Genomic DNA, 14,927 nt, shown 5'->3' on the forward strand with positions numbered 1-14,927 from the left:
TTTCTCAGCTTAAATCATAAGTATTAAATGAGGCTCTTTCGTTTATCCCCAGTTTTTCAGGGCCTTCGGGAGTCTTTGCAGGGTATCCTATAGGAAGGATCACTCTTGCAATTTTGTTCTTCGGAACGCCCAGAATCTCGCAAACCTTCTCATTCCTTCCCTCTACTCTCAGCCAGCCGTCGATCCATACTGTTGCAAGACCGAAAGATGATACCGCAAGAAGCATATTCTCCACTGCTGCTGCACAGTCTTCCACCTGAAAATTCATATCTTTGAGAATAGGCTCAGGCTCTCTGTCTATCAGGCACACAATGTAAGCGGAAGCTGTATGAAAGGCCTTGCGCCCGCCGGAAATCGAGGCTATTTCTTTAACCTTTTCTTCATCATCTACAACTACAAACTGCGTAGTCTGTTCGTTTTTACCGGAAGGGGCTAGTATGCCGGCCTCTACAATCTTTTCCAGCATATACCTGCTTACCTTCTCGTCGGTGAAATCCCCTCTGTAGCTGTGTCTTTTTTTGAAAGCTTCAAAAAGATCCATATTCTCTCCCTGTTATTAACCAAGATTATTCAAATTTTTTGAGCACCAGAACATCATTCTGCCCCCCAAACCCGAAGGATTCGCTCATGACGCATTTGAGCTGCTTCTCTCTGGGCTTGTTGGGAACGTAATCCAAATCAAGCTCAGGGTCGGGCTCGCCGTAGTTGGCAGTTTGCGGGATTATACCGTCTCTAAGTGCCATAACGCAAGTTATCAGCTCTGCTGCTCCTGCTGAGCCGATCAAATGCCCGAGCATACTCTTAACGCTGCTTACAGGTATTTTGTACGCCAGCTCACCAAAAACGTTCTTTATTGCCTTTGTTTCGATGCGGTCGTTTTCACCAGTGCTGGTGCCGTGGGCATTGATGTATTGTATCTGTTCTTTACTGGTGTTGGCATCTTTCAACGCCTGCTCGATTGCCGAAGACCCTCCTCTTGCATCTTCGTGCATATCTGTAACGCGGAAGGCATCGCAGCTGCTTCCGTATCCCGCTATCTCTGCGAGTATCTCGGCTCCGCGTGCCTTTGCCGATTCGAGCGTTTCCAAAACGAGCACTGCCGAACCTTCGCCTATTATAAACCCGTCGCGGTTTTTGGTAAAGGGGCGAGAGGCGGTATGTATATCATCGTTCCTCTCTGAAAGGGCGGTGAGCTTGTTGAACCCGGTTACCCCGAGCGGATGAATCATTGAATGCGACCCGCCAGCCAGCATTATATCAGCTCTGCCCCTTCTGAGCATAAGCGAGGCCTCGCCTATCGCCTGAGAGCTCGCCGCACAGGCTGTAAGGCAGCTTCGAACAGGCCCTCTTGCTCTGGTCATCAGGGATATATGCCCTGCGGGTATGTTAGGCTGCTGCTCAATCTCGCGCGGGGCGAGCATCATCTGATCGGTGATTTTTGTCCATTTCTGCCAGTCTATTTCCCTGCCGTTCTCGCTTGCAGAGCCTGCTATCGCTGAAAAGAATGTTTCGTGGTCTATCGGGCCTTCTCCTGAGCCCATATATATCCCGAGCCGGCTTCTGTCTAAGCTGCTGTTATCAGCGGCGTCTTCAATCTCGATCCCCGCCTGACTGCAAGCCTGCGCAGCTGCTGCAAGCGCAAATTGCGTTGGATTCAGTGCGTCTTTATGTGAGCGGGTATCGTTGATGTAGTCTTCGAGCCTGAAATCCTTTACTTCCGCTGCGAAAGTGGTGGGGAAGGTGGAGGCATCGAATCTTGTGATATAGTTGAAGCCGTCTTCGCCGTTCAGGATTGCTTTCCAAACCTTCTCTGCGCCGCAGCCCATAGGCGAAACGAGCCCGAGTCCTGTGATTACTATTCGCTTTCTCATATTATTCGCCGCTCCTTTTCAAAACAGCTGCTGCAGTCTGGCCGCCCGGGGTGAAGCCGCAGCAAACGCAATAGCGGATTTCTTTCTCCTGAGTGTCTGCCGGGGCATTGATTCCCTCGGGCATTTGCTCTGCAAGCTCACCGATGCCCGGAACAACCCCCTCGCTCACAGCCTTTGCCCCTAGCACAAGATCCGCACCGGAGGCCGCATTGCCCATCAGCCCGAAATACTTCTTCCACGGGCAAACAGGTATATCCGCAAGCGAGCCTTCAAACACTGCCCTAAGGGCATTCAGCTCGGCGGAGTCGTTTTCCTTAATCCCGCCCGCAGAGGGGACTATAAGGTCTATATCTTTTGGTGCAATTCCGGCCATCTCAATAGCGTTTTTGATTGCAGCTGCAAGGCCTTCTCCGCTTTGTTCCAACGCAGCGTAATTCTCGCTGAGGCTCGTGCTTTCGCCGAAGCCTGCAAGCTCTGCATAAGCTTTCGCCCCGCGTCTGTCTGCTCCTGCCTTCGTTTCGAGCACAGCCATTGCAGCCCCTTCCGAGAGCACTGTCCCGCAGGCGTCTTCGCTCAGCGGGCGAACCGCTGAGGCGGGGCGGTCGTTGTCTTGCGTATTCAGCCTGCCCAGCTTGAAAGCGCGCATCAGCGTTATCGGGTGCACGGATGCCTCGCCGCTGCCGGCTATCCCGTAATCTGCAAAGCCCGATTCAATCGTTTCCGCTGTCTCTATTACAGACTGAAGCCCTGAGCATTCGCCTGTTGTGATATTGTTGCCCGGGCCTTGGATATCGTGGATGATTCCAATATGGCAGGCAAGCATATTCGGCAGGTATTTCAGCAGCCAGAGCGGCGTGAGCTCTGCCATACCTTCCCTGCCCCATTTCTGCATATCAAATTCCCCGTCTTCAAGGCTCGCTGCCACAGAGGCAGCTATCTCGGGTATATCGCAGTTTATAAGCCCCGCACCAACGCCGATTGCTGTGCGTTTGGGCTCTATTAAAGGCTCCGCTTCAATGCATTTGGTGCCCAGCCCGCTCGTGCGGAAGGCATCATCCGCCGCCACAACCGCAAGCTGGATATCCCTGCTCATAAGCTTTGCGGCCTTGCGGTGGTATTTGGGCAGGTAGCTTCTCATCTTAAACTGCTCCGCCTCGCCGGCTATCCGGCACTGCATCCGGGCTGCATCAAAACATTCAATCTCTGAGAGCCCGCATTCCCCTGCGATAAGCTTTTCCCAGCTCGCCTCGAGGCTCAGCCCCAGAGGCCCGATAAGCCCGAGCCCTGTTAAAACGATCCTTTGTTCCATATCAGCTCTGCTCCAGTTTAACTCTGGCATGATAGTCTCTCATCAGCCATTCGAACATCTCTGTAAACACGAAGTTTTCCTCGGGGAAACGCTTGCTTGATATGTTGTTGTCCAGATGGCTGAACATCAGATTGATCTCGGCAAGCAGATTGCCTTGCTTATACACCTTACCTGCTGCGCTTGCAGCTTCCGGCGCGAATGATACAAGCTCTGCGTGGTGTTCGATTGTCTCGCCCGGGCGGGCGTAATCGTAGAATTCCGCCTTGTTCACCTTAGCAAGGATCACCTTCTCTTTGAAGCCGCCGTGCTCGCCTACAAGCAGTCCTGCTGTCTGAGCCATCCCCTCTATCATCAGGCATTCCGGCATCACCGGATAACCTTGGAAGTGGTCGTGCAGATGTTCCTCTGCGAGCGAAATATTTTTCACCGCTACGGCATTTTTGCCGCTGTTGAACTCTTTGAATTTGTCTATCCAAATCCACCGCATATCATATACCTGTCTAATTATATTTTTTCTATGCGAACCGAAGGCATACTGCCCACGTTTACAGACCCGTAATTGTAGCTAATGGATAAGATTATTCAACAGTCAGCTGTGGGGAGAGAAATGTACGCGATATTATTTTTTTGCAAAGCTTTTTTCAGCCACTAATCTACACTAATTTTTCACTGATTATTTAAGATAAGTTCTTTTGATGGAAAAATAGCAAACATTTTGTGTTTTGTTTTACCACGAAACACACGAAGCACACGAAACACACGAAGGGGATATGGTTTCAATTGATTTTTTTATCCACAGATGGCACGGATGGCACAGATGAAAAATAGGGGACAGTTACCTATTTTATAAAAGAATCCCTAGCGGGTCCGCCACGGCGAACTCCGCTGTAGTACGTTTACGGACAGAGCCAGCGGTTCGCTGCTTAATAATGCAGCGTCGTACAGCGGAGGAGCGCAAGCTCCCCGCCAAGAGAGCGAAACGTGAAGAGCCGGCGATAAGCGAAAAGAATGATAGCGGGCGACTTGCGTCGCACCGCTGTAGTACGGGGAATGTTAAACATCGCAGATAATTTTATGAATGTAAAGCTCTGCTGTAAAACAATATACAAAAAATTCTTCGTGCCCTTCGTAGTTTAAATCCAATCCCCCGCCAAAAAAAGTTTGATTTTTTAATTTTAACTTGAATTAAGGCAGAATACTTGATACCATCCGAGATATACGATTTTACGTAAAAGTACTTAGCTTTTTTGCGAGTCTTTTGTTATAATTGCTGTCTAAGTTGGAAATCGGATATTTGATGAATGATTGCGTGCAAGATAAAAGTTGTTCAGCCTACCAAAGCTGTTTCGTGTTTTTAATTGTCCTTTTATTTCTTTGCCCGCTTGGTTTTTCAAATTCAGAAAATGCCGGCAGCTATCAGATCCCGAAATCAAACGTATTGATGCTCAATTCATATCATAAGGGCAATTTATGGGAAGACCGCATCACTGAGGCAGTAGAAAATGAATTTATAGAATATCCGCAGATAAACCTTCACGTGGAATACCTCGATTCCAAACGGCACCCGCTTCCACAAATAGAAGAGGCTTTCACCGCTCTTTTGGAGGAAAAATACAGCAAAGAAAGGCTTCATTTAGTAATAGCATCAGATAATGATGCACTTGAATTCACCGTCCGCCACAGAAATGAGCTCTTCCCGCAAACCCCGATAGTTTTCTGCGGAATCAATGATTACTCCGAGGATATGCTGGACAATCCGGAGTGGTACACGGGCGTGGACGATATAAACGACCCGCTCGGTACAATCAAGCTGATAAAAAAGCTCAATCCGCAGCTCAAAAGCGTTACAGTAGTAGGGGATAATACGAACACCGGCATTGGAGCGGTGAACAATGTTCATAAAGCCCTCAACGGCAAGGTAAGAGACATCGAAATAAGATACCTCACAGGGCTTACAATGGAAGGATTCTTGAAAGAGCTCTCCGCCCTGAACCCCGAAACAGATGCAGCGCTTCTTACCCTTGTAAACCGCACGCCGGACGGAAAATTCTACACATACAAAGAATCTGCCGACATTCTCTCAGAAGCCTGCCCTGCCCCGATTTTCTGCATGAACAAGGTGAATATCGGTTCGGGCGTTGTCGGCGGGAAGGTGGGCAGCGGCTCAGGCGAGGGCAAGCTTGCAGGCGAGCTGGCCTTGAAGATTCTCTCCGGGAAACCGCCTTCAGAGATTCCCGTTGTGCGGGAAAGCGAAGAGGTGATATTGGACTACAATGCCCTTGAGAGATTCGGCTTTGAAGATTCTCCAGCAATCCAAAATTATGAAATAATAAACAAACCTTACAACTGGGCTGAAAGGCATAAGGGCAAGATAATCCTTGCGATTGGGATTATAGCTGTTGAAGCGGTTCTCATTTTTATCCTTATTTTCAAACTTCTGCAGAGAGAAAAAGCCCGAGGCAAACAGGCCAGATACGACCAGCTCAAAACCATAATGGACGGCCTCCCTGATATGGTTGCTTTGCTCAAGCCTGACAGAACTATCGTATACTGCAACAAAGCTGCGCAGAAAATAATCGGGCGCAAACCCGAGGAGACGACAGGTCAGAAATGCTTCACCCTGTTTGGCAGGGACGAACCGTGCGAGCAGTGCGGATTCAGCAAAGCTATTGAAATAAAGAAACCCTTTTCGGCAGTACGTTATATTGAACAATTGGATATATGGGTTTCCGAGGTAAGCGTGCCAATCTTTAATGACGAAGGAGAAATAGAAAAGATCCTGCAAAGGCTTGAGGATATAACCGAGCTCAAAGAATACCAAAAGCAGATTGAGCTGAACAATGAAAGATACTATCAGCTCTCAATGCACAGCAAAACCTTCGCTTGGGAGATTGATCCTGAAGGTCTATACACTTATGTAAGCGATATATCGAAAGAAGTTATCGGATATGCACCGGAGGAATTGGCAGGTAAACAGCATTTTTACGATCTCTGGCCTGAAGATGAAAAAGAAAGGCTTATGCCAAGTGCGTTTGATATTATAAGAAACAGGAAAAAATTCTTGAATTTCCACGATAAAGTTATAACCAAAAACGGACAAGAGATTTGGGTTTCAACAAGCGGCTTTCCCGTTGTTTCCGATTCCGGCGAGCTTTTGGGATACAGGGGTACGGACAAGGATATCACAGAACACGTAAAATCCAGGCTCGCTCTGAAGCAGCAGACTTACCTGCTAAAAGCCGCAGAGACATCAACAGCCTTGCTGCTTGAAGAGAACGATCTGGATAAGGCAGTTCCCAGGGCTCTTGAGATAGTAGGCAAGGCGGCCGATCAGGACAGAGCGTACATATTCCAATGCCATAAAGACCCTGAGAGCGGGAAAATGCTTGCAAGCCAGCATTATGAATGGGCTAAAACAGAAATCGGTTCTCAGCTTAACAGCCAAATCCTGCAGAATTTTCGTTTCGAAGAGAGATTCCCCAGATGGTACGAAAATTTAACCGAAGGGGAAATTATTGCCGGAAACGTGAAGGATTTTCCGGAGAGTGAGAAGGAAGTGCTTCGCCCGCAGAAAATAATTTCAATGATCGCAGTTCCCATAAAGATTGAAAATGAATTTTGGGGGTTTGTAGGATTCGACAACTGCCGTTTTGAGCAGGAGTGGAGCGAGGCGGAACGGGCTATACTCTCATCTTTGGAGGGTTCTTTCGGGGCAGCGGTAAACAGGACAAAGATGGAGGAAAGGCTCAAAGAGTCCTTAAAACACTCCGGAAAACTCAACCAAGTTTTGGAGAATCAGGTGCAAAGCGCAAACCGGCTTACTGCTGCCGCTGAGGCCGCAAATAGAGCCAAAGCCCATTTCCTTTCTGCTATGAGCCACGAGCTGCGAACTCCGCTGAATGCGATTATAGGTATGTCTCAGGTAATCGATGACGACCAGCTCGACGACAAAAAACGCGAGGGCGTGCAGCTTATTCTCAAATCCGGACGAAAGCTTGCTAAACTTATTAATGACATCCTCGAATACTCAAAGGCAGAGGCAAAGGGGCTTGAGGTTCAGGAAGATGAATTCAGCATTCGGGAATTTATGGATGAGATCTCTGCGATTATATCCGAGAAAGCCGAAGAAAAACAAATCGAATTTGAGATGGCAATAGATGATCAGCTCCCTGAGAAAATGCTCGGAGATACCCAGCTGTTAAGGCAGGTGCTGTCAAATCTGGCAGGGAATGCAGTGAAATTTACCCATGAGGGAGGGGTGAAAATTAAGGTATTACTCGAAGATATCAATCAGATTCAGGCATCGGTGAAATTTGTTATTGAGGATTCGGGAATAGGGATGCCGGAAGGCAGACTCGAGGAGCTTTTCGATAAATTCACGCAGGCAGATGCATCTGATTCCAGAAAATACGAGGGGACGGGGCTGGGTCTGGCGCTCTCCAGAGAGCTTGTAGAGCTTATGGGAGGCAGAATCGATGCTGAGAGCGAAGAGGGGAAGGGCTCGGTTTTCCGGTTTACCGTAATCCTCAAAATCCCGCAGAATTAATCCGAATCGAAGTTTTTTGTCCACAGATTTTATGAATGTAAAGCCCTTCTATTAAATAACTAACAGAAATCTTCGTGCCCTTCGAGCCCTTCGCGGTTTAAACCAATCCCACGAGGATTAAAAAATTACCCGCCCAAAAATTTTTCTCCGCCTTTTCCTTATCAAATATCTATCCTGTCAATCCTGTTAATCCTGTCTAAAAATATCCCCTTAGTGCTTCTTAGCGTTTCTCAGTGGCTGAAATATCTTAGCGCTGCTCAGCGGCTGTAAATCACATCGAGAATTATAAAACGCGGGTTTGAGAGCGGGAAAAATAAAAGACTTTGGAATTTTCTAACCCCTTTTATTTCATATATTTACAAATTACAGCCGGCGATTTGAACGGAAAATTTCGCGCAAATTATTAACATTCAGCCAAAGGTTGAGAGGTCGTTTTTGTTAAAAGGCTATGGCAGATTGGTTAAGTTTTGTTTTTTTGCAGCCTCTCTTCAATCTGCCGGAAGCCTTTTTGAGAACTTAAACAGGTTAATAAGGAGAAGGAAATGATCGACTACATCAAAATCGATTCGGACATCCTGAATCTATCCGTTGGCAGTGCCGAGAAGCTCGTGCTCGCGGCGGGCAGGCTGCCCAAGGGCTGCAAGCTCTCCAACGCCCAGCTTGCTGGAATCTGCGGCGTATCGCTGAGAACTCTAATAAGAATCGTGATGGAGCTCAAGGGCATGGGATTGATCCGTGTTTACAAATCCGGCAACAACCGCACCATAATTACAGCAGATACCTGCATTGCGGGGGATGACAGGTTGGCACAACGACAAAATGACACGTGTCAGGATGGCGTTAAGTTGTGTCAGAATGTTACTGAGGGGTGCCAAGCTGTCACTGGAAAGTGTCAGACTGACACACATAATTTAAAAAGTAAAAGAAATAAAAAAGAAAAGGCGGCGGAGCGAACAATTGAGCCTTCTGTAGGGGCTCATTGTTCTCCGCCTTGTAAGGGAAAACCAGCAGCCGGTAAGGACGGGGCTGTTCTCACTGGGAAAGCCCGATTTCAAGGGTCTGCCGGTGAAGCGGGGGGCAGCTCTGCGGACAAACCCGAGCGACGAGGAAACATGTCAGAGGATTCGTCTAAGCCTTCTGCCGGTGAAGGCGGGGATATCGGGGATTTCACGATGAAGGAATTCCGCAGTTATCTCTCAGAGAGGCTCGGAGGCCCCGGGGCAAAGAACTACGCAGGCAGGGCATACCAGCTTCGGATAGCGATCTTCACTGCCGGCAGCAGGGCAAACGCCGAATTCCTTGAATGGGTGCGTAAAAGGCGGAGCGAAGCCGGCGAAGGCGGGCAGTAAAATATTTTACCATTGCCGGCAAGCTTTGATTTATTCAGTTTGCATTTATTATTGCGAAATAGAATAAAAAATGAAAAAATTTTCGCTGAGTTGTATTTTAATAACAGAAAAACTTCATATTTGCAGTTTAAGGCAGGAATTTTTGTAATTTTTTGAAAGCTTAAATATTATGCACAAACATACCAGAAGAGATTTTATCAAAGCGGCGGGCTGTTCTGTCCTGTCCGCTCAATTTGCGGGCGGTTTATCATTCGCTCAAACCCCAGCCTCAGGCTCCAAGCCCAATATAATCTTCATCCTCATCGATGATATGGGCTATGCAGACCCAAGCTGCTTCGGAAATCCTGTGATGAAAACGCCGAATATGGACAGGCTCGCAAAGCAGGGCATTAGGCTTACGAATTTCTATGTCAATGCGCCGGTCTGCTCGCCCACGAGAGTTGGGCTCACTACAGGGCAGTATCCAACCCGCTGGGACATACATACATACATCGCCTCAAGCTCGAGAAACGACAGCCGAGAAATGGCAGATTACCTCGACCTCGATGCCCCGAGCCTTGCGAGATTTCTCAAGAGCTCCGGATACGCCACTGCCCATATAGGCAAATGGCATATGGGCGGGGGAAGAGATGTGGACTACGCCCCGTTCCCCAGCGAATACGGCTTCGACGAGAGCTATGTAAATTTTGAAGGACTTGGAGACAGGGTGCTCATCAATGGCCACGGCCTTTCAGACCAGAGCGGACAGCTGGGCAAGGGCGATATTCGCTGGGCGGATAAGCACGAGCTCAGCGGCATTTATGTGGATAAGGTGATTGATTTTATCAGCCGGAATAAGGATAAAAGCTTCTTTATCAACCTCTGGCCTGACGACGTGCACACCCAGCACCTGCCCGAGAAGATTGGCAAATGGAAAAACGTTACGGATAACCCGCACGAGCAGAAATTTTTCGCTGTGCTCGAGAATCTCGACGAGCAGATCGGCCGGCTGATGAACGCACTTGAGAGCCATGGAGTTGCTGAGGATACGCTTGTAGTGCTTGTGAGCGATAACGGGCCTACCGACGGGGGCAACTTCTACAGCGACGGCTGGAATCCTCCGGGATTTACAGGCAAGCTCAGGGGCAGGAAGCTGAGCCTGTATGAAGGCGGGATTCGTATGCCGTTTATAGCCCGCTGGCCTGGCAGGATCAAGGCGGGCAGCGTGAACAGGCAGAGCGTTGTATGCGGGATGGATATGCTGCCCACATTATGCAGTATTGCAGGGGTTGAAGTGCCTGAATCTGCAAACCTCGACGGGCTTAATATGAGCGGTGCTCTGCTTGGCGATGCTCCGCAAAGGGATGAGCCGGTATTTTGGCACTGCGGCGAGCCGTTCTTCCAACCCGGTACAGGCAGCCCGTTCAACAGCAGCCCGAGCCTTGCGGTGCGCGACGGGGACTGGAAGTTTCTGATAAATCCAGACGGGTCTGAAGCCCAGCTCTACAATCTGAGTGAGGATATTTCAGAGCAGGATAATCTCTTTGAAGAGCATCCGGATAAGGTAAGCGAGCTTTGGGGAAAAATCAGGGCTTGGGCGAGCGATGTCGGAGTGCCTGTGCAGAATAATACGCCAACCCCCGCATTGGCTCCGGTTACGATAGACCTTGGCAAATCCAAGGCAAGGGCGGTGAATACCGGCGTGGATGTGGCTCAGGATGATAGCGGGCAGCGATTCTGCTTTGAAGGAAGCGGCTGCCTGGATGTGTTTATTATGGATGTCCCGAAGCTTGAGGATTCAGGCGTTATGATTTCTGCTGAGGCCGCCCCGGACGCCCAAGACGGCGTACTGCTCGCTCAGGGCGGAAGCCGCACGGGATATTCGCTGTATCTCGACGGCGGGAAGCCGGCCTTCTGCGTTTGCGTAGAAAACTCCCGCACAACGATAAAAGGATCGGAAAACGTGCCATCAGGGAAATTTGATATTTCCGCAGTTTTGAGCAGCAGCGGAAGGATGGAGCTTTACGTAAACGGCGAGCTAACTGCTTCAGGCCAAAAAGACTCTGTTTTCACCCGCGACGCAGGAGACACGCTCCAGATCGGGGCAGACCTCATCTCGCAGGTGGGAACTTACTCCTCGGAGAATTGGTTCAAGGGCTGCCTGAGCAATATCAGAATCAGCACCCTTTAAATCATAAGACAAAAAAAGGCGGCTGAAATTGCCGCCTTTGCTTTTTTCTGTTTGTCCCGCTTCTACTTCTCTTCGACGCTGGCCTTATTAACGTGCTTATCGAGGAATTTCTCGAGTGCTTCTTCTTTTTTCTGTTCCTGAAGCTGGTTTTCGATGTAGTCTTTCACTTCATCAAGCCCGCACTGTCTCTCGGGCTGCCTGTCGGTAACTTTTGCGATATGGAAGCCGAATTCGGTTCTGAAAACCTCGCTCACCTCGCCTACTTCCATCCCGAAAGCGATGTCCTCGAAGTCTTCCACCATCTTCCCGCGTGCGAAGTAGCCGAGATCTCCGCCTTGGTCCGGGCATTCTGAATATTCCGCTGCGAATTCAGCGAAATCTTTCTCGCCGTTTGTAATCCGCTCCAAAACTCCCTGAAGCTCTTCGTATGCCTCATCGTTCTCTTCGCCCGGGGCGAGGTGCTTAACGATATGGCTTGCACGCACCATCTCGGGGATCACGAATTTCTCTTTGTTGTTTTCGTAGTAATCCTCGATTTCCTCGAATGAGGGGGCATCAGCGGAGTCCTGAACCTCGGATACGAGCCTGCGTATTTTTGTCTGCAGCTCAATATCCTTTATTACCTCATCCTCGCTGGACTTATCAAGCCCTCTTTCCTCGAAGAACTTGTCTTTCCCGCCGGCCTTTTCGATAAGGTCGCTGTAGGTTTTCTGAACCTCTTCTGCCACGTCATAATCACGTTTGTCCGCTTCCTGCTTGAGGATGAACTGCTCTGTGAGGTTTTCCTTTGCCCACTGCTTGAGCTGATTTTCCCGCTCGGTCTGTTCCATATTCGCAAAAACCTGCTCATACTGCGGACGCATACGTTCCATCTCTTCGCTGATAAGCGTATCTTCTACTATTTCACCGTTTACATACATAGACATTTACTCACCTAATTGAAGCCTCGTAAGTTTTATTAAAATGATACATTTCGTTTTTTCCGTTATCTTCACTTCTTCCGAAGTTCTGTATGGTGCTACCCATATTATTTTACTTGTTTTGTCTTGGAATACAACCGCATTAGACCTTTCCATCCTGTTTACTTTCGCCCGAATGAGAAATTTGTTCACCCTCTGGGGCGAATTGAGGCTGAACGGGATAAAGCGGTCGCCTGCCTGCCTCTGTCTTGCGGTTATGGGCAGGGCGGTTTTCTCTGCATCGAAAAGGGTTGTGCCTTTGGGCTTTTCTTTGAGGAATCTTTCGAATTTTGATTTATCGAACTGCTCCTGCCTTACTTCTATCTGCCAAACGCCGAATCTGAATTTCCCGGGCGATTCGATTTTTACGCCGGAGAGGCCTTCTGTCTTCAAGAGCGAGAAGATTATCTTGTCCTGATTTGTGAAAACGTAGATCTCATCGGGCAGCTGGAGCTTTGAGCTTTGAGCCTCTCCGGCACGCTCAAGTATTCGGGTGTAATGGTCTCTGGTGAGCTTGTTTTCGCCTGCCCCGAGCTGAACCAAAATCCTGCGCGCAATCTCCTGTTTCACGAGGACTGCAAGGGCGTTGAATTCGTTTCGGTTTACCGTTACAAAATCCTGCTCGCTTATGATTACCGTGCTGTGCCAGCAGTTTTCCGCCTCCCTGCACACGCTTTCATCCAGCCTTTCTGCTGCCTCGCTTAGAAGGCAGAGCTTTTCGCAGATATTCGGGGATTCTTTCCTGATTTCCGGAAGCAGGGAATTGCGGATAAAATTTCTGCGATAGTCATTTGTGAGGTTTGTTGAATCAACAGCGTAAGGGATTGCCTTTTCTCTGCAGTATTCGAGGATCTCATCCTTTTCTGCGAAGAGCAGGGGGCTTACAAGAAGGAGCCCGTTTACCCGCCTTGACTGCCTTATCCCGCAAAGGCCTCTGAAACCCGTGCCTCTTTGGAGCCGGTGGATTACAGTCTCGCAGTTGTCGCCGGCGTGGTGGCCGGTGAGGATGCAGTCGAAGCCTTTATTGCGTGAAAGCCTGCTGAAAATTTCGAGTCTGATATTTCTTGCAGCAGTTTCCACAGACTCATTTTTCTCTTCCGCTCTGCCCGAAACATCTGCGGTTTCGCTGTAATACTCGATGCCTCGGTCTTCGCAGAACTTACGGGCAAACTCTTCATCCCTTTTTGATGCCTCGCCGCGCAGATTGTGATTTATATGAACGGCTGCAAGCGGGGCAGTGAGCCTGCCTTCTTTGCAAAGAGCTGCGGCTGCCTCCAGAAGCGCACAGGAATCAGGGCCTCCCGAAAATGCTGCAAGCAGGCTTGCGGAGGGATGCAATTCTTTCACGCTTTCCAAAGCGCTGAGTATTTTGGACTCAAACTCATTCATCAGATCATTCGTATCTGAGCGTTTTAACAGGATCAGTTCTTGCGGCGGATACAGCGGGCAGAAGAGCCCCTGCAAGGGAGGCGGCGAGGGCATAAAATGAAATCCTCACGGCAGAGCCGATATCCAAACTGTTCGGGATTTTGGTGAACATATAAACACTGCTCTTCCATATCTTCACGCCTGTGAGCCGGCTGATAAGGTTTTCGATGGTGTTGATATTTTCTGTGAACAGCCAGCCGAACAGGATGCCAAGCGCCGTTCCTGCAATCGCCACAAACACCCCGAACAGCAGATACACCCCAGCGACGCCTGCGCGGGACTGCCCGAAGCTGCGCAGGATTGCGATGTCTTTGCGTCTGCCCATAACAATCATATAGAAAATGCAGAATATCAGCAGGACAACGCCGCCGCTGACGATTGAGAACACCGCCATCAGAACATCCATCTGCTTGTGGTATTCTGCAACGAGGCGTTTCTGCATATCTCTGCTCAGGGCGATAGAGCTGTAGCCCACCCAGCTTGCCGGCCAGCCGAGCTCATTTCTCGCAAAGTCCGACCATACTGTCTGAACTTTCGAGAGAAGCTCTCTCTGTCTGCGGTCGCTGAGGCCCTGATTGAATCTGATTTGGATTGTGTCTGCCAGCGGGCTGTTCTTATCGGGATAAAGCTCCCTGCTGAGGGTTTCGATGGGCAGGTAAACGCTGGAGGAATCGAACTGGTTTATACCGCTGAACGATACCGCATCAATCTTAACCCGCAGATCGCTCCTTTGGAAATTGGCGGCATCCCCGGAGCCCTGCCTGCCTGTAAGGACGAGGGCATTTTTTCCCGTCCAGCTTTTGGCCTCTTCGAAATCGTACTTATCAGTAACCGGATCGGGGCTTGTTAGCAGGCCGATAGAAAGGGCTGCCGAATCGCCTGAAAACCTGCCCTCAGAGCTGATAAAATCATTGCGTATGCCTGTAACCTCATCCTGACTTTCAATATCGATTCCCCAAATCTGCGTTTTCTTCACCTGTCCTCTGCCTATCAGCACAAGTCCCTGGGCGTTTAGCAGGCCAGAGGCCGCCTTAACGCCCTCAATATCTTCTATTCTGCCGGTGAGGGTTTTGAAGTCTGAAATCTGAAGGGATGGATGAGGCCTTATAACAGCATCGCCCATCGAATCGGATGCCCCTTTTTCAACCGCCTCAATAAAGCCGCTGAATACAGAGCTTATAGACACAAGCAGTCCGCAGCTCAGCGCTACTGCAAGAACGCTGATTACCACAAGGCGAACTTTCAGCAGATATCGCAGACAAAGCAGGTATTTCAGCATCTGTTTTCCTGCATCC

The 14,927-nt window shown here is 49.3% G+C and carries 10 protein-coding genes; 3 read left to right on the plus strand and 7 right to left on the minus strand.

What is annotated here, in order from left to right; all coding sequences use genetic code 11:
• Positions 1-4: 4 nt before the first annotated feature.
• The 4 genes from L21SP3_RS01305 to L21SP3_RS01320 are packed head-to-tail and all read right to left on the minus strand — an operon-like array spanning position 5 to position 3,667.
• A complete protein-coding gene (locus L21SP3_RS01305) occupies positions 5-541 on the minus strand; it encodes a nitroreductase family protein (protein ID WP_077538803.1) in 537 nt (178 codons plus the stop codon).
• A 25-nt stretch (positions 542-566) separates the two neighbouring features.
• A complete protein-coding gene (locus L21SP3_RS01310; protein ID WP_077538805.1) occupies positions 567-1,871 on the minus strand; it encodes a beta-ketoacyl-[acyl-carrier-protein] synthase family protein in 1,305 nt (434 codons plus the stop codon).
• 1 nt (position 1,872) lies between these two features.
• Entirely contained in the window at positions 1,873-3,180 is a 1,308-nt protein-coding gene (locus tag L21SP3_RS01315) for a beta-ketoacyl-[acyl-carrier-protein] synthase family protein (protein WP_161488042.1), read from the minus strand.
• Between the two features lies 1 nt (position 3,181).
• Positions 3,182-3,667 carry a 3-hydroxyacyl-ACP dehydratase FabZ family protein gene (locus tag L21SP3_RS01320; RefSeq protein WP_077538809.1) on the minus strand — a complete coding sequence of 162 codons (486 nt, stop codon included), beginning with the start codon at positions 3,665-3,667 and terminating at the stop codon, positions 3,182-3,184.
• Positions 3,668-4,621: 954 nt separating this feature from the next.
• Between L21SP3_RS01320 and L21SP3_RS01325 the strand changes: the two genes are divergently transcribed.
• The 3 genes from L21SP3_RS01325 to L21SP3_RS01335 all read left to right on the plus strand — a co-directional run bounded on the left by L21SP3_RS01325 (position 4,622) and on the right by L21SP3_RS01335 (position 11,245).
• Positions 4,622-7,726, plus strand: a complete 3,105-nt coding sequence (locus L21SP3_RS01325) for an ABC transporter substrate binding protein (protein WP_161488043.1) — start codon at positions 4,622-4,624, stop codon at positions 7,724-7,726.
• Between the two features lie 542 nt (positions 7,727-8,268).
• On the plus strand, positions 8,269-9,075 hold the full coding sequence (locus L21SP3_RS01330; RefSeq protein ID WP_077538813.1) for a helix-turn-helix domain-containing protein: 807 nt from the start codon (positions 8,269-8,271) through the stop codon (positions 9,073-9,075).
• A 169-nt stretch (positions 9,076-9,244) separates the two neighbouring features.
• The gene (locus L21SP3_RS01335; protein ID WP_077538815.1) at positions 9,245-11,245 is read left to right on the plus strand and encodes a sulfatase-like hydrolase/transferase; all 2,001 of its coding nucleotides are present in this window, start codon (positions 9,245-9,247) and stop codon (positions 11,243-11,245) included.
• Positions 11,246-11,307: 62 nt separating this feature from the next.
• Here the strand turns inward: L21SP3_RS01335 and L21SP3_RS01340 are convergent, their stop codons facing one another.
• The 3 genes from L21SP3_RS01340 to L21SP3_RS01350 are packed head-to-tail and all read right to left on the minus strand — an operon-like array spanning position 11,308 to position 14,911.
• Positions 11,308-12,171 carry a peptidylprolyl isomerase gene (locus L21SP3_RS01340; protein ID WP_077538817.1) on the minus strand — a complete coding sequence of 288 codons (864 nt, stop codon included), beginning with the start codon at positions 12,169-12,171 and terminating at the stop codon, positions 11,308-11,310.
• The gene (tilS, locus tag L21SP3_RS01345; RefSeq protein WP_161488044.1) at positions 12,172-13,593 is read right to left on the minus strand and encodes a tRNA lysidine(34) synthetase TilS; all 1,422 of its coding nucleotides are present in this window, start codon (positions 13,591-13,593) and stop codon (positions 12,172-12,174) included. It abuts the gene before it with no gap.
• Positions 13,594-13,597: 4 nt separating this feature from the next.
• Positions 13,598-14,911 (minus strand): FtsX-like permease family protein, encoded by a 1,314-nt coding sequence (locus L21SP3_RS01350; RefSeq protein ID WP_077538821.1) that lies wholly within the window; start codon positions 14,909-14,911, stop codon positions 13,598-13,600.
• Positions 14,912-14,927: the final 16 nt, after the last annotated feature.

Origin of the sequence: Sedimentisphaera cyanobacteriorum (assembly GCF_001997385.1) — a bacterium.
Taxonomy (GTDB): domain Bacteria; phylum Planctomycetota; class Phycisphaerae; order Sedimentisphaerales; family Sedimentisphaeraceae; genus Sedimentisphaera; species Sedimentisphaera cyanobacteriorum.